Origin of the sequence: Neorhizobium sp. P12A, assembly GCF_008365395.1 — a bacterium.
In the GTDB taxonomy this organism is placed as follows: domain Bacteria; phylum Pseudomonadota; class Alphaproteobacteria; order Rhizobiales; family Rhizobiaceae; genus Rhizobium.
Map to the genome: position 1 here is coordinate 83,917 of NZ_QOVX01000001.1, position 19,254 is coordinate 103,170.

Consider the following 19,254-nt stretch of genomic DNA (forward strand, 5'->3'; position numbering starts at 1 on the left):
ACGGGCGGCACTTGGCCGCCCGAGTATAGTCCTCAGCAATAACTATCGATCAAATACCGAATCCCGATCATTAGACGGGGTTTCCCATCAGATCGTAATCCGACAGGTGCGATCATCCGCCGCGGCGACGACCGGCACGGCTCTGGACTTCATGCCGCTCGTTGGCGGCGATGGTCGGAGCTTCCTCGCGATCGGTAGCTACAACCGGCTCAGCAGGCGTTTCGGCAGGCGTCTCAACGGCATCCGCGGGCACCTCCACGAAGCTCGGCTGCAACTGATCCTGCCGGATATTCAGCTCCTGCGTCGGATAGGGGATAGTAATCCCCTCTGTCTTGAAACGCTGCAGGATCGCGATGCGCAGATTGTTCTTGATCGGCATTCCGTCGGAAAGATCGGCCAAATAGAAGCGCATCTCGAAGTCCAGCGAGAACGGACCGAAGCGCAGGAACTCGACATGCGGTTCCGGATTTCTCAGCACCTTGGGAACCTGGTGGACGAGTTCCAGAAGAATATCCATCACCTTCTGCGGATCGCAATCGTAGCTGACGGAAACGGGAATCTCGGCGCGCGTGAGGCGATTGCGGTGCGTCCAGTTGCCGAGCGATGCGTTGATCAGTTCAGAATTCGGTACGATGATGGACTGCTTGCGGAAAGTCTCGATCTCCGTCGCGCGGACAGAAATGCGCTTCACGATGCCTTCGGATGTGCCCGACACGATCCAGTCACCGACCTTGAATGGCCGTTCGACAAGCAGGATCAGGCCGGAGACAAAGTTCGACACGATGTTCTGCAGGCCAAAACCGATACCGACGGAGAGCGCGCTGGCGACCAGAGCAAGACTGGAGAGATCGATGCCGGCCGCCGAAATGCCGATGATCGCCGCAACAGCAACACCGAGATAGCCGATGCCCGTCTTGACCGAGTTGCGCACGCCCATGTCGATCTGGCCGCGCGCCATGACATTGCCGTCGAGCCAGCGCTGGAACCAGCGCGTGATGAGATAGCCGCCCAGGAAAAACAGGACGCCGGCAAAAATGCCGACCAGCGAAATGCTGATGTTGCCGAGCTTGATTTCCGTAAACAGCCGGTAGGCAAACAACTCAAGATCCTGGATGTGGAAGCCCCAGGAGAGCAGGATCAACGGAATGCCGGTCATCAAGGCGAAAGCGTAGATGGCAAGCCCTGCGACCAGCCCCGCCTGATCGAGTGCGACTTCGCCGATCTTGAAGCGCTTCTCCAGGAAACGCGCCAACTTCGTTTCGGGAAAAGTCTCCTGGCTCGATACGGCCTTTCCGAGCTGGATGCCGAGATACATGGTGACGATGACAGCGCTGGTAACGATCAATTGTCCGGCGATGAAGCGCGCAAGCCCAACATAGCCGATCATCGCGGTAAAGATCAGCAGGAAGCCGATCACTCTTAGAATGATCGCCATGCCGTGCGGCCAATGCCTGCCCGGCGCATCCGGATCTCCATTCTTGGCAAGGATCGGCTTGCCGAAGGATGCCGCGATGAAGATGAGCCCGATGATCAGCGATGCAACGAAGCTCTTTGCCACCGTGACGACGACCGGCGACCCCAGAGATTCGCTCACACGATTGAGCACGAAATCCAGCCCGTTGACGATCGTCATGGCCAGCAGACACCAGCCTAGCGAATATGCGCCCTTGTTCGACAGCTTCACGAGGCGCCAGTGAGGCTGGAACGGCGTGAATACCGCGTTGATCACGCGGCCGACGAAATAGACGAACCCGATCAGTCCGAAGACCGCGGCCATGACAGGCGCAATGTCAGGTCTCAGCACATTGAAATTGGACAGGAAAAAATAGGAGGTGACGAGAAAGGCCGTCAGCGACAAGGTCCGGATTGTCGTCGACCAGAAGGCGATCGAAAGCCGGCTGATATAGGACGGATTTTCGATCGTCTCGTCACGCTGGAAATATCGGCCAAAGAGCCGGTAACCGCCGGAAAGGAAAATCAGCGCGGCCGCCAGCGACAGAAGCACCGACGTAAAGAGAGACACCTGCTTGAATTTCCAGACGAAGGTCGCCCAGCTCGCCAACGCGCCGCTGAATTCCCCGATCTCCTGGACGAAGGCGGCGCCGGCATCGTCGAGCATGGAAGCCGAGACCTCCGTGCGCTTGAACAGCGTCTCGGTGAAGAGTTCGCGTCGCATCTCCATCAAGTTACCCGAAAGCCTCGACGTCGCTGCGGTCAGATTGTCAGCGTCTCCCATGACGGCATTGATCTGGGTCCGCTCCGCAATCAGGCGGTCGCGTTCCTGCGTGACGATTGCGGCTTCCGGCGGCTGTCCCTGCTTCGGAGGATCGCCAAGCTGCGTCAACCGTGCATTGATCTCGTCAAAGCGCGGTTTCAGCGTTCCGGTTATGCCGGCAACGGAACGGTTCAGCGTGTCGGCCTTGCCGGAAAGCGCGACAAGCGTCTCGTCATCGGATGCGCTTTGCTTTGCACTGTCAGCAAGAGTCGCAAATTGCTTCTTGGCAGCGTCAAGATCGGAAGCCGCCCGGTCGAGCAGGCCATTGGCCAGCTGGGTAGCTTCTGGCTGTGGCTTCTGCGGCTGTGCAGGCTGGGGCTGTGCGGGCTGCTGGGCAGCCGACGGCGCCGGTTGTTGCGACTGCTGCTCCTGCGCCCATACCGGTCCTGTCGGCAGATCGAAAGCGCCGGCGGCAATGGCAAGCAGCAGGAAGATCCGGAGAAGATGTTTTGGCAAACGCAAGCAAAGCTCCTCGTCGCAGATTGAATTTCCGGCGTAACGGAACAGAGTCGCCGGGCGCCACAATAGGTCCGTTGCGTTCTAAAGCAAAGAAAGGCGACAGAAAGGCGACGCTCGTGCTTATAATTCAAAAGCCGGCATCGGGCATGGCCAGATAATCCTGTTCGGCCACGGTCGATATCCTGCCGAGAACGACATTCCTGTACGGAAACCTGCCATATCTCGCAATGACCGATTGATGGCGGATCGCATAGTCGGTGTATTCCTCGTCGCCGAGCGACGTGAACAATTCGACCGATTTCTCCTGTTCGATCAGGTCTTCCGAATGTTCGAATGGCAAATAGAAGAAATGCCGATGCTCCCGCGGGACAGCCTGATCGGCTCCGACGTTCAGCGCCGCCTTTGCCTCATGAAGTGCCAGACCGTCGGTCGCAAACGCCAGCGCAGTACCGCGATAGATATTCCGTGGAAATTGATCGAGGACGATGATCGCTGCAAGCCGATTTTCCGGGCTGGCACGCCAGGTGCCGAGAACACCGCCTGCGAGAGCCAGATGCGTATCGCCGAAGCGGCGGCGAATCTGTTCGTCCAGGGCAAGCGACGACCCGAACCAATCTTCTCGCGAGCACTGCTCGAACCAGAAGGAAAGCACCTCCTCCGGTTTGCACACCAAAAGCCTTTCCGTCATTTGTTTCTCCTAGACGCAACGGACATCGCATGCGCAGATAGGTTCATCGATGATCGAAGCAATGCCGGCTCTGGCGCTCAGTCGATGGAGAAAACCAGAATGGCGCGCGTGCCCTGATGATCCGGATCATAGTTGATCTCGGACTTCAGACTGGACGCCATGGCCGAAAGGATCTTGGTTCCGAGGCCAGTACCCTTTGCTGCCGCATTTCGATCGAAGCCGACGCCATCATCCTCGACGTGCACAGTCAACAGGCCATCCTCGCTGCAAGCCACCGTCACCCGGATTTCGCCGGGGACACTTTCCGGATAGGCATATTTGAAGGCATTGGTCACAAGCTCGCTGACAATAAGGCCAAGCGTGATGACCTTGTCGGTCGACAGATTGAGGCCGCGACAAACGAGCGCTATGCGATGCGGACGCTCGTCGTCGCGCATCGAAGCCTCAAGCTCGTTCAACAGATTTTCCAAATACTCGTCGAGTTGGACTGTGCCGACCTCGTGGCTTGTGTAGAGGCGCCGATGAACGCTGGCGATGGCATTGATACGCATCTGCGTTTCCTGCAGCGCGTCGACCGTTCCCTTGTCCTTCGCCACAGATGCCTGCATGCGGATGAGCGCGGCGACGAGGCCGAGACTGTTGGCAATGCGATGATTGACTTCGGCAAGCATCAGTTCGGCCCGATCCCTGGACTGCCGAATCTCGTCTTGCGCTTTCAGGGTGTCGCGGCGAAAGCGCGCCCGCTCTAGGCCCTGGTCCAGCGCCGCCGCCAGGAGATCGAAATAATCGGGCGATGCGCTTTTCAGCACGTAATCGTCGGCACCGGCCTTCAGCGCCGCAACCGCGACGCTGGTATCGACGGAACCGGTGGCATAAATGACCGGCGGATGGTCGGGTATCGCAACGATCGACGGCAGAATATCGAGTCCCGTCTCTCCTTTCAGGAAATGATCGAGCACGATGGCATCGATGCCGCCTTCTGCAAGCCTCTCAAGCCCTGCTTTGCCATCAAGCGCCAGGTGCACCTGAAAGCCGCGTCGACCCAGGTTCCGGCGCATGAGCATGCCCAGCGCATCATCGTCATCGATATAGAGGATGTGGATGGCTGCATCCCCATCGGCGCCCTGGTCGCTCATTCGACCTCCGGTATCTTCATGATCGAGACGAACATGCCAAGCTGCTGGATCGCGTGAACGAACTTGTCATATTGCATCGGTTTCGCGACATAGACATTGGCGCCGAGATCATAGCAACGCGCGATCTCGCGCGGGTCATCCGTCGTCGTCAGCACGATCACCATGATCCGGCGCATATGGGCGTTGGCCTTGATGCGCTCGAGAATGTCGAGCCCGCTCATATCGGGGAGATTGAGGTCGAGCAGAATGAGGATCGGCTGCCCACGCCAGACCTCGCCGGTGCCGTCCGGACCGAGCAGATAGTCGAGCGCTTCGCCGCCGGTGACGAAAGGCACCAGTTCATTGGTCACACCGGCCCGCCGGATGTTCTTCTCGATCAGTCTTGCGTGCCCTTCATCGTCCTCGATCATCACGATCTTGACGGTATGCGGTACCTGCATCATGCCCCTGCTTCTTCCTTTTTCATTTTTTCCAGATCGGCCGCGACCGTAACCTGAAAGGTCGTTCCCTCACCGAAGGTCGACTGCACTCTGACGTCGCCACCCAAGCGCCTCGTCAACGCACGAACATGCGCGAGCCCCACGCCGTCACCCGGCCGATCCTGCCGGCCGGAACGTCGAAAGAGCTCGAAAATTCGCTCCCGATCGCCATCGGCGATCCCTCTGCCATTGTCACTGATTTCCAGGGTGACCGACATGCCATGACGCCAGCCACGAATCCCGATCCGCCCCGCCTTTTCGCGATCCATATATTTGATGGCGTTGTCGAGCAGGTTGCCGACGATCTGCTGTAGCGCAAGCCGATCGGATTGAACATCGGGCAGATTGTCCGCCATGTCCACCGCAATATCGTTATCGTCGAGACGATGCCTCAAAGTCGCAAGCATCTCCTCGACGAGATCGCCGAGCTTGATCCGTTCGCGCCTGAGCTCTCGATTGCCGGCCCTTGCCATCACCAATATCTGGTTGATGAGATTGTCCATCCTGCGCATGGAGGAACGGATGAAACCCAGTGCTTCCGGGATGTCGGTTTCGACAGCTTCGATCGCGAGCTTTGCATCCGGATCGGCGGGATTGGCATCCATCCTGCTCAGATAGCTTCGAAATACGCCGCTTGCGCGATCCAGCTCCTCGGTGAAGCCCATGATGTTGACCAGCGGCGCCCGCAGGTCATGGCTGACGATGTAGGCGTATGTCTGCAATTCACTGTTGGCCCGCTGCAGGCTCTCGGTGCGAGCGGCAACCGTCGCTTCCAGATTCTCGTTGATGTGCGACAGCTCGTTCTGAGCCTGTTCGATCTGACGGGTATGATCGTAAATGAGCTTCATTGCTCCACCTGCCAGGACAACGAGAAGTGCCGCGCTGATGGCGATGATGGTCGAGAGCCATGTCGTCGTGGATCTCAACGCATTGATGTGGACCGCGGAATTTTGAATCCCCGATTGCTGGAGCTGGCCGATGATATCGCGGATCTCGTCCATCTGACGGATGCCTTCGTTCGACTTGACGACGGCAAGCGCACCCGCCGTATCGCCAGCTCTCTGCAGATCGACCGTCCGCTGCAATTCTGAAAGCTTCTTCGCCATCAAATCCTTCAACTGATCGATGGACGCCTGAGGCAAGTCAAGCTGAGCCAGCAGCGGCGACACGGCAGCCATCTCCGACGGCAATGTGGAAACGGATCTGGTGAACGGCCCCAGATATCGCTCGTCACCGGTAAGAAGAAAACCACGCTGACCTGTTTCAGCATCCTGGATTGAACTCAGAAGCCTGAGAATGCGCAGGTTCAAACGGTTGGCGGCGACCGCATCGGTCGACTCATCGCCGGCGCGCTGGCTGAAGAAAAGAGCGCCCAAAACAATCGCAAACAGAATGACTGCCCCAATAGCGAGGATGACAGGCACAGATTTGAAAAAAGAATAATGAAACCGGATCATGTTCACGACAGAGCCCATACCGCATATCTTTCGGCAGGGCATTTAAGAATGATAAGTATTCCCCCTCGGACCCATGAAATCATAAATCCGCGCCGTCAACGCGCCAGCTGGCGGAAGGTTCCGACAAGTGGAAAATTTTCTTGGCGTTTTAAGCGCCTAGACCGCCTTGCAGCGCGGATAGAAACGCGAGGCGATGCTCTCTGCGGCGGCATAGGATTGCGTAACGATCTCCGGCACGAGATCGATATCCGGCAAACTCCCCAGTCCCACCGGCCCGATGGCAAAAAGACCGTCCGTCATTCGTCCATTTGCGGAAAGCTCGCCGATGGCCGTAACAGCAAGCCCCAGGCCAAGCTCATCAGGCCCGGCAAGTCCGCCATCGATCAGGCTGCGCATCAGCGGGGTACCGAGGTCAGGCGCCTGGCAGCGGCAATCAAGGACCTGATCCGCGTAGATCGTCTCTTCGCCGACCTGCCCGGCCTGCTTGAACACGAGCCCCGTCGGCGTTTGCCTGATGACCTCGCCCCGGCGCAGCAGGGTGTTGCCCTCGGCAAGCTCCCGCTTCAACCGCAGATGCAAAGCCTCCGGCAGTCGATTGCGGTGGCTGTCATAGAGCGCGCGAAGATGCCGGTTGAATTGCTGCTTCTCGTGCGCCGGCAGGGAGCGCCAGAGAGAACGCGCATGCTTGCGCAGGCCGTTCATGACCGATTGCCAGTTTTGCCCCTCCGCCTCCGCATCCTGGCAAGCTTTGCGGATAAATCGAACGATCTCGCTCAACCGCGTCGGCATGGTCTCTGAGGGAAAGACGGGGTCCGCGGATATCCGCGTATGGCTTTGAGGCAGGAAACCATGCTTCGAGATGATGGTGATCTGGCCGGTATAGCCGCTGTCGCGCATCTGCAGCAGCCGGTCGACCACTCTCAGGCCGCTGCCGAGCAGAACAGTATGGGGACGAGAGACCAGCCGCCTTGCCCGCACCGCGGTCGGCTCGACCGCTTGGTCTACCGGACTTTCGGACCGATTGCCAAGACCATATCCGGTTGCGAGGATGACGGTATCGAACAGCGGGTTGGTAGCACCAGCGCTCTTCACCAGCCAGCGGCCTCCATGGCTACGGCTGACACCGATCACCGGCTCGTTGCTGACCTGCACTGTAATATCGCGGCGGGAGGAAAGAGCTTCGGAAAAGCGCTGGTAAACATAATCGCTGAAAATACTCTTTGGCACGAATATCTGTAGAAAACCGGGAATGGCAGCCGGGACGGCCGCTCGGAAATCGGCGTTGCTACAGAGCCAGTCGTTGAAATCATCGGGATCGCCGGCGGAAACCGAAAGATCGCGCACACGGCTGTTGAGAATTTCGCTGGAATGCCCCGAGGCGAGTGCCTGCCCGCCGCTGACGCGGGAATCGGGATCGAAAAGCTGCAGATGGAACGGCGTCATCACCGTCCTCATCAGAGCAATCGCCGTCATCATGCCTGAAAACCCGCGACCGACGACAGCGATGCGAGGCATGCCGTACGGCTGGGCCGAAGCGCTCGCCTTGGAAGAAAATAGTCCTCGAACCGTCATATCAACTCCTTCACCGGAGGTGGTCGATCATGCTTTTCTCGGCACTCTGAAAAATACGCCTGCCAATCGCCGCAGCTTTGCGGCCGTTACAAACGCCTGGCCGCCCATTCGATTCCGGCTATGGCCCGGAACCCTTTCCACCCGTCGGTGGCCATCAAGCTTACCTTGCATCCCATGCCCGGAACCGCTCCGGTCCGACCATGCAGGCTAGGTCGCCATAATAATCTACCTCTTTGGTCGTATATGAAAGCGCGAAACTGCGGCCTTAGCAAGCGCTTTCTTGGCGAGGCCTGCCACGGCCTCTTTCCAGAGCCGGTGTGACGGTCTCAATGAAGCGTTCCGAAAAGCACCTCGAGAGGACGTGCAGCCGGCCGCCGGACATTGCGCTGATCGGCTTTTGTCGCAAGGGCAGCAAAGAGGTCGTAACCCTGCTCCCAACGGCCGAAACCGCTCGCGATATTTATGTGGCCCGCATAACCGAGATCGACCACATCGCTTCCCCAAAAGAAAGCGATGCGATGCAACTGCTCGAAGGCCATGTAGGGATCGTTGCGGCTCCCGACAGCGATAGTCGGAAATGGCAGTGGCGTATCCGGCATCGCTCCGAAATCGATGATGCCGGGATGTAGCCTTGCGGTTCGTTCGAGATCGCAGGGGGCGACGAGCAATGCGCCCTTCACCCGAGATGCGATGGGACGCCGGGCCAGATTAGCGGCGAGGAGACAGCCGAGGCTATGGGTGACGAGCCACGCTTCCCCTGTCCGTTCGATCGCCGTCTCCAGATTGGCCAGCCATTCGTGGAGTACTGGTTTCGACCACGACGACTGCCGAACAATCGAAGCGGTTGCATGATCGCGCGCCCAGTGACGCTGCCAGTGACCTTCGGCAGAACCATTCAATCCCGGAACGACCAGCGTCGCAGCCATCGCCTTCTCCTGAGACGTTCGCAAACGCGACCATTCCGCCGCGCCAACTTACAAATTCTCGATCCGAAGCCTATTATGGCTGAGACGCCGTGGACGATAAGCAAAGAAAATCTAATGTCCACTAGTTCTATAGAATATACGAGCTTATCGATCGAAGCCGACTAAGCCACTGATAGTGCATCATATGGTGGAGTGAACGATGGGGACGATATCTCAATTGCACGAGCGCAGCAGGCAGCCCGCCTATCGCATTCAAAGCGACGAGGAAGCGCTTGAGATCGCCCGCACCCTGGCATCAGGCTTCGCCCGCCAGGCAAGCGATCGCGACATGAACCGCGTTCTGCCCTATGAGGAACTGGATGCCATTTCGCAGTCCGGCCTGCTCGGCATAACGGTCCCGTCAGAGTATGACGGCCTCGACATTTCCAACGCCGTTCTGGCAGAGATCGTCGCGATCCTGGCGGAAGCCGATCCCTCCATCGCACAGATTCCACAGAACCACTTCTATATCCTGGAAGCGCTCCGCACCGATGGCAGCGAGGAACAGAAGAAGTTCTTCTTCGGTAGGGCTCTTGCAGGCGATCGTTTCGGCAATGCCCTTTCCGAAACCGGCACCAAGACGGTCGGTCATTATAATACGCGGCTGACGCCTGATGGTTTCGGCTACCGCATCAACGGCCGAAAATTCTATTCGACCGGTGTCCTATTTGCCGATTGGATCGCGATCTTTGCGCTTGATCCCAGCGACAAGCTGACCATGTCTTTTGTTCCGCGCGGTACCGAGGGGATCCAGATCATCGATGACTGGGACGGTTTCGGCCAGCGCACGACGGGCAGCGGCACGACAATCCTGCATAACGTCTACGTCAATGGCGATGCCGTCGTCTTCCATCACAAGGGTTTCGAGCGCGCAACGACGATCGGCTCGGTCGGCCAGATCATCCATGCAGGCGTGGATCTCGGCATCGCTCGTGCAGCTTTTGCGGAAGCGGTGGAATTTGTCCGGGAAAAGGCAAGGCCCTGGATGGACAGCGGCGTCGAGCGGGCCTCGGACGATCCACTGACCATCGCCCGGATCGGCCAGATCGCGATCCGCATCGAAGCCGCGTCGGCCATGGTCGAGCGCGCCGGCAAGAAGGTCGATGTCGCCCAGATCAGCACGACGGAAAGGCATGTGGTTGAGGCTACGCTCGCCGTTGCGGCAGCCAAGGTGCTGACCACGGAAATCGCCCTCGAAGCCGCAAACACCCTGTTCGAACTGGCGGGAACCTCGTCGACCCGCATCGGCCTCAATCTCGATCGGCACTGGCGCAACGCCCGTACCCACACGCTGCACGATCCGGTGCGATGGAAGTACCACGTCGTCGGGAATTACCACTTGAATGATGTGAAGCCGCCGAAAAACGGCGCTCTTTGATGCAAAATCGCCGGCGCGGTGGCCGGCGACGAGGCAACATCAAATCCGCATGGATCGCTCATCCGGCCGTGCGAAAATCTTCCTCTTCGATTTCGATGCTGTCGCCCCCGGCAACGAATTGCTCCAGCGTCATATTGTCGAGAATGGAAGCGATCGCGTCCCGGACCTCGGTCATCGACCGGCGCACGTGACAGCGCTCGGGATCGGAGCAATCGTCGCAGGCCTCATAGGCCGTGCGGCTGGCGCAGCGGATCGGCGCAAGCGGACCGTCGAGCGTGCGTATCACGTGACCGATGCGGATTTCCGAAGCCGGACGCGAAAGCGAATAGCCACCGCCCGGTCCCTTCTTGGAACGCAACACGCCGGAATTGCGCAATTCGAGAAGAATCGTATCGAGGAACTTCTTCGGAATGTTGTTGCGCGAGGCGATGTCATTGATGAACGCCGTTTCGCCCGGAGCCAGGCGAGCCAGGTCTACCAGCGCCTTCAGTCCGTATTTTCCTTTTTTCGTGAGCATCGTATTTCGCTTTACTGGAAAAATAAGCTCTACAAGACCGGCACATTGTCGTGAGTTCGAAGAACAGGTTCGTCCGGCAGCGGCTTGCACGTTTCACCACCGAAATAGCGCCGCAGGCCCCCGCCTACAAGGCGATAACGCACATATTGTATAGTTTATGTGAGTAAATTTGGGCAAATGTATCGAGTCTGCAACGATATACTACTTTCAAGCTCAAGCAGCGCTGTTATCCAGCCGCGTCAGATCCCCCATACGCTCGATTTCCTTTGCGACCTGGCCGGCAACAAAAACCGCATGTTCGGCGACCTGCGGCAGCCCCATGAGCTCTCCGAAAGTCCCTCGCGCCAGTGGGCCGGAAATATAGAATGAAGGCGCGATCTCGCCGGTAGGCCCGAGCGCCTGCGATGTCATCGTGCAATCGAGACCGAGGCCGGTCGGCTCAAGTGCCAGATAACCCGCCTCGGCCAATCTCGCGATCCAGTCCTGGCTTTCGAAGATGGCCCGATGGCCAGGCCCGGTCGTGACGACGACGGCATCGAACAGCCGCTCGATCCTGTTCTGTGAGCGGCTGACGCGCAGCACGCAATCGATCTTCTCGCCATCCACGCGTACGGACTCGATAGAAGCCGCCAGAATTTCCAGACGTCCTGCCGCGATGGCCCGGTCGCCGACCTCCTCCACCTGTGGCGCGATGCGGAAGCGATGCACATCCCAATAGGGTCTGAGATGCCGAACGATCCGCCGCCGCTCGCTCACCGGCAGCGCCCGCCACAACAAATGCCCCTGCCCTCTTACCTGGTCGATGACGCCGTGCCAGCTCGCCCCGCCGGCTTCCGCCTCGCGAATCGTGCTTCGAATCTTTTTCAGAAGCTCCAGCGCGGTCTTGGCCGGCGCAGTGGTGAAATCGCCATAGGGATCCTGCGGCGTCCGCGCATGTCCGCGCGAACGCAGGCCACGGCGGGAGATTGCAGTGATCGCTCCCCGATGTCCGCGCAGATCGAGCGACGCGATGACGTCGGCCGATGTCAGACCATTGCCGACGACAAGCACGCGATCATCGGCACCGATCACATCGAGCGCATCCGGCCTGGTCGGATCGGCAACGAAGCGTGGATGATGGCCAAGCGCCCTTGCCAGCGACGCCGGCGGCGTTGGCGACGGATGGCTGGTTGCCAGGACGAGAATATCCGCCTCCACTCGCCGCCCCTCTTCGTCGGACACCAGCCAGCGATTATTCCGTCGCCGAACATCGGAAACCTTTCGGGCGAGATGCGTGATTGCACCGCTGTCGACCAGGGGCTGTACCATCGCATTCACATAGTCGCCGAAAACGGCCCGCCGCGGAAACAGGTGGCCGAGGAATGAACGCGCATCCTCATCGCCGGCAATTGCATCGCTGGCGTCGACCCAGCGCTGGAAGTGTTCCGGATCATCCGGCAACAGGCTCATCTTGATCGAGGGGACATTGATGCGATGAGCAGGATCGGGCGTGTCGTAGGCAAGCCCTGCGCCGAGCTTCCTGCGTGGCTCGAACACGATGAGATGGCCCGGTGCCACGAGCCCTGACTGCGCCAGATAATAGGCGACGCCCGCTCCGGAAACACCGCCTCCGACAATCACGACGACGGGCTTTCCGTGGGCTTGGGTGTCCATCGCAATATCCTTTTACCTAATGCTCGCCTCGGAGCGAAAACGCCCGCCGGCCATGGCTGAATCATAAACTCTACAAATTTTATTGACAATAGAGCGCATCCGCGCCCGACCCGCCGGTCTGTCCAGACAGCGCTTTAGACTATTTCCATGATAAAAAATGCTAATGCACGGAACAACTGCATAGGTGTATGCTTTTTCTCCTCTGGGAGGAGAAAACTATGGAAATCCTGCATCTGCTAACACCATTCGACTATTTGCTGATCGTCGCCCTGCTTGCCGTCTTTGTGGCAAGCGCCGTACAAGGCGGAAGCCACAGAAAGCACTAGCGCGTCGGTCGAAGAACCATAAGACGATATCGCGCTGGAAAGGCACGGTTTGCACGCGCGTCCAGGCTCATTTCAGAGGCCACGACCTCGGCGTTCACAATCATCCGACGGCTAGAGCCGGTGGCGGACTCAAGCTAGATCGCGCATGCGTTGGCCCGCCGTGATCGCGGTGCCTTGGTTCCCGACGTGCAGCAACGCCAGGTAGCGAGGGTGGTCGCGGATCGCATCAAACTCTCTGTCATGGAGAATGGTGCCTCTCGCCGCCTTCCAATCGCTGCCGATCATATAGCGTTCGAGCAGTTCGACAGCGGTCTCAACCTCCCCCATTAACGCGTGGACGGAGGCTGCGTTGTAAATCACGATCAGGTCTTCCGGATCGATCGCAAGCGCCCGCCCAATCCAGCGTCGAGCCTTCTCCCGCTGCCCGATATACATCAGTCCCACGGCGCCGCGGCACAGAGGGCCAGAATCTTCCGGATGCAGATCGACCGCCCTTTCGGCTCTGTCGACGCAGAGATGTGCCCATTTCCGGATACGCGGGTCTCCCGGAGGAAACAGGCCGGTCAGTGCGTTCGGAGAGACATAGTCCGTCAGGCGAAGCCATGCTGCAAATTCGTAGTGCCTGATCGCCTCCTCGTAATCGCCAATGCTGCGGCACATGAAGGCGTAGAAAAAATTCGCCTCGTAGCAGTCAGGATCGATAGACAAGGCCATCTGAAGATCGCGGCGCGCCTGACCTTCAAGCCCTTCGCGAAACATTGCAAAACCTCTTGCCGCATATGCTTCGGGGATTGCGGGATTGAGTTTCAGCGCCCCGCTGGCCGCCTCAACCGTCCTCGCCTTGTGCAGGGTCACCGAATGCCACTCATGCAGAAAGGCGTCGCAGACTGCGATCCCGGAAAGCGCGCGTGCATAGGCCGGATCGAGTTCTGATGCCCTGACGAAAAGCCGGCGAGCCTTGATGACCAGCGGCGTGGTCCACTCATGCGAAAGTTCCCGGGCACGCAGGCAGCAGATATATGCTTCGAGATCGTCGGGCCGCGACGACCCGATTTCAGACTTCGCTTCGGGCAAAAACTCAGCCTTAAGCCGCTCGACGATGGAATTTGTGATCTCATCCTGTATCTCGAAGATTCGGCCGAGTTCCCTCTCGAACCGCTCCACCCAAACCACGCCGCCGGTATGCGCCTCGACAAGCTGGGCGGTCAGACGCAGCTGCTTCGATCGAAGCTGGAAGCTTCCGCAAAGAACATACCGGGCGCCAAGCTCACGTCCGAGCGACACGAAATCGGAACTCAGGCGGCTTTTCGCGAAACTCACGTTTCGCGAAATAACGAATAATGTCGGACTTTTTGCCAGCGCCGTGATGATGTCTTCGGCGACCCCGTAAGACAGCCACGGATGGCAGTCGGTTCCTTCGACAGAGGTGAAAGGCAGCACCGCGATAGACTGCCTGTCGGTGCGGCGATCCGCGGTTTTATCGGCCGGCTCGACACGCGCGATCCTTGCCTTGTCGATCGCGTAGCCGCGGCACGGAACCGTCCGGATCAAGCCGTCCCCGTCTTTGCCCAACGTCCTGCGAATGTCCTTTATGCATTGGGTCAGGGAGTCGTCCGTGACCATTACGTTCGGCCAGACAGCGGCCGCGAGCTCGTCCTTGGATAAGACGCGTCCGGCATTCTCAAGAAGATAGATAAGAAGGGAAAAGGACTTGGGACGCAGAGATATATCCCGGCCCTTTTTCAAAAGGCGTCCCTCGCGAAGATCGAGCTGGTGTCCCGCAAATTCGAAAATCGACATGCGCCCCTACCCAGTTTCCACAAGAGTAGCAAAGCCACCCCTTCACAACAACCTCGCAGGGCAAAGGTCCGGATGCACGGCTCGGAATTTCAGCAAAATTTCAGAAGTCGGTCAGCTGCCTTTCCTTACATTCCGGGCCGCGAATGCGACCCTTGACTATCAAAGCACAGGGGGATGCGATGGCTGACGCACGCTTCAACACAACAATATTCGACCCACACTCGACAGGTTCACCTACCTTGATCGAATGGCTTCGACGACACCTGACGCATAAGGTCGACCATCGAGACACATCCGCATCCTCCCGCGAGCTCGACGACCTTGACGAGCATCTCCTCTCAGATGTGGGCATCGAGCGGAAAAACACGATCGTCGGCTGGACACCGGCCGCCCATGGCAATGACCCGACATCGATTGTAACGACCTCCTACCAATCGAGGCCGGGCCCCTTCTGAGCCGAACGACAAACGTGTTTGACGTCTTTCGTTTGGTCGGCGTTGGCGATGTCTCATTCGGTGTGCCTGAGGTTGCGGATTCGATCGAAGAGAACCGCAAGGATGATGGCGCCGCCAATGAAAGTGCCTTGCCAGAAGGCGTTGATGCCGAGCAGGCCGAGGCTGTTGCGGATCACCTCGATCAGCGCTGCCCCGATGATTGCGCCGAAAGCGGTGCCGACGCCGCCGGCGAGATTTGCGCCGCCGATGACGGCTGCGGCGATCACCTGCAGCTCCATGCCGGCGCCGATGTTGGTGGTGACCGCGCCCAGCCAGCCAGTTTGGATGATGCCCGCGACCCCAGCTGACAAAGCTGAAATCATATAGACGGCCACCTTGATCCTCCTGACGGGAACGCCGGTAAGCGTCGCGGCCTTCTCATTTCCGCCGATGGCAAAGACATAGCGGCCGAACCTGGTCCATCGGAGCATGAAGCCGGTCAGGAGCGCCAGCACGGCAGTATAAACAACCGGGTTCGCAATGCCGAAGAACCAGGCGCCCCCGCCGAACGCCAACAGTTTGTCGTGATCGGGGCCGAACTGAAAGACAACAGTATTGTTGGACGCGACCATTGCAAGGCTGCGCGCAATCGACAGCATTCCGAGCGTGACGACGAATGGCGGAAAGCCGAGATAGGCGATCAGAATGCCATTGAAGGCGCCGATGACAAGGGCTGTCGCGATCGAAGCGGCAACGCCGGTTCCGATCCCATAGCCCGCGTGCATCACGACTGCGAGCACCATGCTGCAAAGGCAGAGCACGGAGCCGACAGACAGGTCGATGCCGCCTGTTATGATGACCAGCGTCATGCCGAGCGCGATGATGGCGACGAAGGTGACGTTGCGCGTGATGTTGTAAAGATTGGTGGGCGTTGCGAAGGAGCTCGTCGCAAAGGACAGGAAAATGCAAGCGAGAGCGACGGCAATCAGCACCCAGAAGGTCTGGCTGGCGAATATTGCTGAAATCCAGCTCCGCTGCCGGTGTGCAATGGTCTGATCAAGAGTAATTGCCATGGTCGACCTTCATTTGCTTTCGATACCGGCCCGGCGGGCCGATCAAACCTGTTCGATCGCTCCGGTGATGAGCCCGGTGACTTCCTCCGGCGAACTCGCCGCGATGTTCTTGTCGGCTACCTTCCGTCCGCGCCGCATCACGATCACCCGATCGGCGACGGAAAAGACGTCGGGCATGCGGTGGCTGATCAGAATGACGGCGATGCCGCGATCACGCAGCTGCCTGATAAGACTGAGAACCTCAGCGACCTGCCGAACGGAAATCGCGGCGGTCGGTTCGTCCATGAGGACGATCTTTGCCTCCGCGAGCATGGTGCGGGCGATTGCCACCGCCTGTCGTTGGCCGCCCGACATCTGCTTGACGAGATCACGCGGGCGCGTCTCGGATTTCAACTCCTTGAAAATCTCGCCGGCGCGCTTGTACATCGCCTTGTAGTCGAGGATCCGCAGCGGGCCCGAACCGCGGTGAAGTTCGCGCCCGAGGAAGACGTTTGCCGCAGCCGTCAGATTGTCGCAAAGAGCAAGATCTTGATGCACGATCTCGATGCCGCGCTGTCGCGCCTCCACCGGCCGATGCATGATGAGTTCCTGGCCATCGAGGCGCATGATGCCGTGGCTCGGCCGAAAATTGCCGGCGATCATCTTGACCAGCGTGGACTTGCCCGCGCCGTTATCGCCCATCAGCCCGACGACCTCGCCCGGCTCCAGCGAAAATGAAACGTCGTTGACCGCCTGGATGGCGCCGAAATGTTTCGAAATGTTGGCAAGCTCGAGAACTGCCACTAGTCGTCTACCCTCCCAAGGTCGCAAGCTCGCCCGAACGTATTCGTCTCGATCCGAACCGCGGTTTCGCCCGCCAGTTTCCTCCCTCGCGAGCTTCAGGAAACATTTATCCAGAACCGCACGAGACCGTCAATCGAATGTCGCTAATTTACGGCCTCCGCTAGAATTATTCGCTTTCCAATACAATTCCATTGACGCGCCGGGGCGTCCGTATATTAGCTATTGATGGAGGAGCGCATGCTGATCCTTGTTACTGGGGCAACGGGCAAGGTCGGGCAGCACTTCATATCGGGGGTGCTCAACGATCCGGGGTTTTCGCAGGCGCGTATTCGCGCGCTTTGCCATAACCGCTTGCGCCCAGAAACCGAGCGGGTCGAGGTCATCAGCGGTTCGATCGCCGACCGCGAGACGGTCGCAAAAGCGCTTGCCGGCGTCACCCACGTCGTACATCTCGCCACTTGCAAGGAAATCCCTGCCGATGTGATGGATGTCACCGTCAAGGGACTGTTCTGGCTGCTTGAGGAGTTCAGGACGAGCGCAACCGCGCGCCAGTTCATCCTCATTGGCGGCGACGCCGCCATCGGTCATTTCTTCTATCACCACGAAGCGCCCATCACCGAAGCCACGCCACATCAGGCATATCCGGGATGCTACGCGCTGTCGAAGGTTCTGGAAGAGGTGATGCTGGAGCAATTCCGCATCCAGTACGGCATCAACACCTGCTGCCTGCGCGCGCCCTGGATCATGGAAAAGGACGACTTCAGGTTCAGCCTCTCATTCGGCCCCGATGTCTTCGGCGGACCCGACTGGAAGACGCTTGTGCCCTCGGCTGACGCCGAACGTTACGCCAGGAACGGCACGGTGCCGCTGCTGCTCGATGCAGATGGCCGGCCCCTGAAGCGCAATTTCGTCCATGTCGAAGACCTGGTTTCGGCGATCCTCTCGGCCATCGACAATCCGCGCGCCGAAGGCCAGCTCTTCAACATCTGCATGGATCGCCCTGTCGATTACGGCGAGGTCGCAGCCTACCTCGCCCGCACCAGGGGTTTGGATTCCATCGACATTGCAAGCCAGTTCCATTCGAACTGGATGGACAACAGCAAGGCCAGGTACCTGCTCGACTGGAGCCCGGCCTACGATCTCGAAATGCTTATCGACTCGGCCTGGGATTACGAGCGTTCGAAGGATGATCCTCGTATCGTCTGGTATCCGGGTTGATGACGTGGCGGGCATTGTGCCCGCCTTTTTCAAAAGGGGAGGAAACCATGAGGAAGGCATTATTGCTTACAGTCGCAGTGCTTGCGCTTACCGCCGGACAAGCCCTCGCAGCCAAGAAACAGCTCGTCATCATCGTGAAGGGCCTGGACAACCCATTCTTCGAAGCAATCAACCAGGGTTGCCAGAAGTGGAACAAGGAAAACGCCAGCTCCGAATATGAGTGCTTCTACACCGGCCCCGCATCGACATCAGACGAGGCTGGCGAAGCGCAGATCGTCCAGGACATACTAGGCAAGGCCGAGACGGCGGCGATCGCCATCTCGCCCTCCAATGCCAAACTGATTGCCCAGACGCTGAAAACCGCAAGCCCGAAGGTCCCGGTCATGACTGTTGACGCAGACCTTGCGGCTGAGGATTCGGGCCTGCGCAAGACCTACCTCGGCACCGACAACTACCTGATGGGCGTGCGCATCGGCGAATATATCAAGAAGGCAAAGCCGAATGGTGGCACGATCTGCACGATCGAGGGCAATGCAGGCGCCGACAATATCCTTCGCCGTGCGCAGGGCATGCGCGATACGCTGACTGGCCAGAAGGGTATTGCCGCGCTTAAGGGCGAAGGCGGCTGGACCGAAGTTGCCGGTTGCCCGGTCTTCACCAACGATGACGGCGCAAAGGGCGTCCAGGCGATGACCGACATTCTTGCGGCCAATCCGAAGCTTGACGCATTCGGCATCATGGGCGGATGGCCGCTCTTCGGTGCACCGCAGCCCTATCGCGACCTGTTCAAGCCAATGGCTGACAAGATCGCCAGCAACGCCTTCGTCATCGGCGCAGCCGACACGATCGGCGACGAGGTCGCGATTGCCAAGGAGGGCCTGGTGACGGCGCTCGTCGGCCAGCGGCCGTTCGAAATGGGCTACAAGGCTCCGTCGGTAATGATGGACCTGATCGCCGGCAAGGCGGTCGCTGATCCGGTCTTCACCGGCCTCGACGAATGCACCAAGGACACCGTCGATACCTGCATCCAGAAGTAACCTC

Annotated in this window: 16 protein-coding genes; 4 read left to right on the top strand and 12 right to left on the bottom strand. The window is 59.0% G+C overall.

The features are described 5' to 3' along the window. Nucleotides 1–112: 112 nt before the first annotated feature. The 7 genes from DTW90_RS00410 to DTW90_RS00440 all read right to left on the bottom strand — a co-directional run bounded on the left by DTW90_RS00410 (nucleotide 113) and on the right by DTW90_RS00440 (nucleotide 8,992). Nucleotides 113–2,710 (bottom strand): mechanosensitive ion channel family protein, encoded by a 2,598-nt coding sequence (locus DTW90_RS00410; RefSeq protein WP_246664893.1) that lies wholly within the window; start codon nucleotides 2,708–2,710, stop codon nucleotides 113–115. Nucleotides 2,711–2,861: 151 nt separating this feature from the next. Beyond that, on the bottom strand, nucleotides 2,862–3,422 hold the full coding sequence (locus DTW90_RS00415; protein WP_149335971.1) for a DUF924 family protein: 561 nt from the start codon (nucleotides 3,420–3,422) through the stop codon (nucleotides 2,862–2,864). Nucleotides 3,423–3,499: 77 nt separating this feature from the next. Then, nucleotides 3,500–4,558, bottom strand: a complete 1,059-nt coding sequence (locus DTW90_RS00420; RefSeq protein ID WP_149335972.1) for a histidine kinase dimerization/phosphoacceptor domain -containing protein — start codon at nucleotides 4,556–4,558, stop codon at nucleotides 3,500–3,502. Next, complete coding sequence (locus DTW90_RS00425; RefSeq protein ID WP_149336975.1) at nucleotides 4,555–4,998, bottom strand: response regulator; 444 nt, start codon at nucleotides 4,996–4,998, stop codon at nucleotides 4,555–4,557. The genes DTW90_RS00420 and DTW90_RS00425 overlap by 4 nt, the downstream gene beginning before the upstream one ends. Next, nucleotides 4,998–6,512, bottom strand: a complete 1,515-nt coding sequence (locus tag DTW90_RS00430) for a CHASE3 domain-containing protein (RefSeq protein WP_188079851.1) — start codon at nucleotides 6,510–6,512, stop codon at nucleotides 4,998–5,000. Before DTW90_RS00430 ends, DTW90_RS00425 begins: the two co-directional genes overlap by 1 nt. Nucleotides 6,513–6,650: 138 nt before the next feature. Next, nucleotides 6,651–8,066, bottom strand: a complete 1,416-nt coding sequence (locus DTW90_RS00435) for an FAD/NAD(P)-binding protein (protein ID WP_149335974.1) — start codon at nucleotides 8,064–8,066, stop codon at nucleotides 6,651–6,653. Between the two features lie 326 nt (nucleotides 8,067–8,392). Beyond that, complete coding sequence (locus DTW90_RS00440; RefSeq protein WP_149335975.1) at nucleotides 8,393–8,992, bottom strand: alpha/beta hydrolase; 600 nt, start codon at nucleotides 8,990–8,992, stop codon at nucleotides 8,393–8,395. Nucleotides 8,993–9,191: 199 nt separating this feature from the next. Between DTW90_RS00440 and DTW90_RS00445 the strand changes: the two genes are divergently transcribed. Next, nucleotides 9,192–10,409 carry an SfnB family sulfur acquisition oxidoreductase gene (locus tag DTW90_RS00445; RefSeq protein ID WP_149335976.1) on the top strand — a complete coding sequence of 406 codons (1,218 nt, stop codon included), beginning with the start codon at nucleotides 9,192–9,194 and terminating at the stop codon, nucleotides 10,407–10,409. A gap of 58 nt (nucleotides 10,410–10,467) precedes the next feature. Here DTW90_RS00445 and DTW90_RS00450 read toward each other — a convergent pair whose 3' ends face one another. The 3 genes from DTW90_RS00450 to DTW90_RS00460 form a co-directional block, all read right to left on the bottom strand. Continuing rightward, nucleotides 10,468–10,926: an Rrf2 family transcriptional regulator gene (locus DTW90_RS00450; RefSeq protein WP_132524363.1), complete on the bottom strand. Its 459-nt coding sequence runs from the start codon at nucleotides 10,924–10,926 to the stop codon at nucleotides 10,468–10,470. Between the two features lie 213 nt (nucleotides 10,927–11,139). After that, nucleotides 11,140–12,579, bottom strand: coding sequence for an FAD/NAD(P)-binding protein (locus DTW90_RS00455; RefSeq protein WP_149335977.1), 1,440 nt, complete (start codon nucleotides 12,577–12,579; stop codon nucleotides 11,140–11,142). A 455-nt stretch (nucleotides 12,580–13,034) separates the two neighbouring features. After that, complete coding sequence (locus tag DTW90_RS00460; RefSeq protein ID WP_149335978.1) at nucleotides 13,035–14,705, bottom strand: winged helix-turn-helix domain-containing protein; 1,671 nt, start codon at nucleotides 14,703–14,705, stop codon at nucleotides 13,035–13,037. A 179-nt stretch (nucleotides 14,706–14,884) separates the two neighbouring features. Here DTW90_RS00460 and DTW90_RS00465 point away from each other — a divergent pair, with 179 nt between their 5' ends. Next, the gene (locus DTW90_RS00465; protein WP_149335979.1) at nucleotides 14,885–15,160 is read left to right on the top strand and encodes a DUF1127 domain-containing protein; all 276 of its coding nucleotides are present in this window, start codon (nucleotides 14,885–14,887) and stop codon (nucleotides 15,158–15,160) included. A gap of 53 nt (nucleotides 15,161–15,213) precedes the next feature. On the opposite strand, the gene DTW90_RS00470 is transcribed toward DTW90_RS00465, so the two are convergent. Both DTW90_RS00470 and DTW90_RS00475 read right to left on the bottom strand, forming a co-directional pair. Continuing rightward, nucleotides 15,214–16,212, bottom strand: a complete 999-nt coding sequence (locus DTW90_RS00470; protein ID WP_132524359.1) for an ABC transporter permease — start codon at nucleotides 16,210–16,212, stop codon at nucleotides 15,214–15,216. Between the two features lie 42 nt (nucleotides 16,213–16,254). Continuing rightward, nucleotides 16,255–17,022 (bottom strand): ATP-binding cassette domain-containing protein, encoded by a 768-nt coding sequence (locus tag DTW90_RS00475; protein WP_132524394.1) that lies wholly within the window; start codon nucleotides 17,020–17,022, stop codon nucleotides 16,255–16,257. A gap of 210 nt (nucleotides 17,023–17,232) precedes the next feature. Between DTW90_RS00475 and DTW90_RS00480 the strand changes: the two genes are divergently transcribed. Next, complete coding sequence (locus DTW90_RS00480) at nucleotides 17,233–18,213, top strand: NAD(P)-dependent oxidoreductase (RefSeq protein ID WP_149335980.1); 981 nt, start codon at nucleotides 17,233–17,235, stop codon at nucleotides 18,211–18,213. Between the two features lie 47 nt (nucleotides 18,214–18,260). Further along, nucleotides 18,261–19,250 (top strand): substrate-binding domain-containing protein, encoded by a 990-nt coding sequence (locus DTW90_RS00485; RefSeq protein WP_149335981.1) that lies wholly within the window; start codon nucleotides 18,261–18,263, stop codon nucleotides 19,248–19,250. Nucleotides 19,251–19,254 lie beyond the last annotated feature (4 nt).

What these genes read in the sequence shown, in the direction of transcription:
- DTW90_RS00415 (WP_149335971.1), bottom strand. Translation starts at nt 3,422, where the DNA reads ATGACGGAAAGGCTTTTGGTGTGCAAACCGGAGGAGGTGCTTTCCTTC.
- DTW90_RS00420 (WP_149335972.1), bottom strand. Translation starts at nt 4,558, where the DNA reads ATGAGCGACCAGGGCGCCGATGGGGATGCAGCCATCCACATCCTCTAT.
- DTW90_RS00425 (WP_149336975.1), bottom strand. Translation starts at nt 4,998, where the DNA reads ATGCAGGTACCGCATACCGTCAAGATCGTGATGATCGAGGACGATGAA.
- DTW90_RS00430 (WP_188079851.1), bottom strand. Translation starts at nt 6,512, where the DNA reads ATGGGCTCTGTCGTGAACATGATCCGGTTTCATTATTCTTTTTTCAAA.
- DTW90_RS00435 (WP_149335974.1), bottom strand. Translation starts at nt 8,066, where the DNA reads ATGACGGTTCGAGGACTATTTTCTTCCAAGGCGAGCGCTTCGGCCCAG.
- DTW90_RS00440 (WP_149335975.1), bottom strand. Translation starts at nt 8,992, where the DNA reads ATGGCTGCGACGCTGGTCGTTCCGGGATTGAATGGTTCTGCCGAAGGT.
- DTW90_RS00445 (WP_149335976.1), top strand. Translation starts at nt 9,192, where the DNA reads ATGGGGACGATATCTCAATTGCACGAGCGCAGCAGGCAGCCCGCCTAT.
- DTW90_RS00450 (WP_132524363.1), bottom strand. Translation starts at nt 10,926, where the DNA reads ATGCTCACGAAAAAAGGAAAATACGGACTGAAGGCGCTGGTAGACCTG.
- DTW90_RS00455 (WP_149335977.1), bottom strand. Translation starts at nt 12,579, where the DNA reads ATGGACACCCAAGCCCACGGAAAGCCCGTCGTCGTGATTGTCGGAGGC.
- DTW90_RS00460 (WP_149335978.1), bottom strand. Translation starts at nt 14,705, where the DNA reads ATGTCGATTTTCGAATTTGCGGGACACCAGCTCGATCTTCGCGAGGGA.
- DTW90_RS00465 (WP_149335979.1), top strand. Translation starts at nt 14,885, where the DNA reads ATGGCTGACGCACGCTTCAACACAACAATATTCGACCCACACTCGACA.
- DTW90_RS00470 (WP_132524359.1), bottom strand. Translation starts at nt 16,212, where the DNA reads ATGGCAATTACTCTTGATCAGACCATTGCACACCGGCAGCGGAGCTGG.
- DTW90_RS00480 (WP_149335980.1), top strand. Translation starts at nt 17,233, where the DNA reads ATGCTGATCCTTGTTACTGGGGCAACGGGCAAGGTCGGGCAGCACTTC.
- DTW90_RS00485 (WP_149335981.1), top strand. Translation starts at nt 18,261, where the DNA reads ATGAGGAAGGCATTATTGCTTACAGTCGCAGTGCTTGCGCTTACCGCC.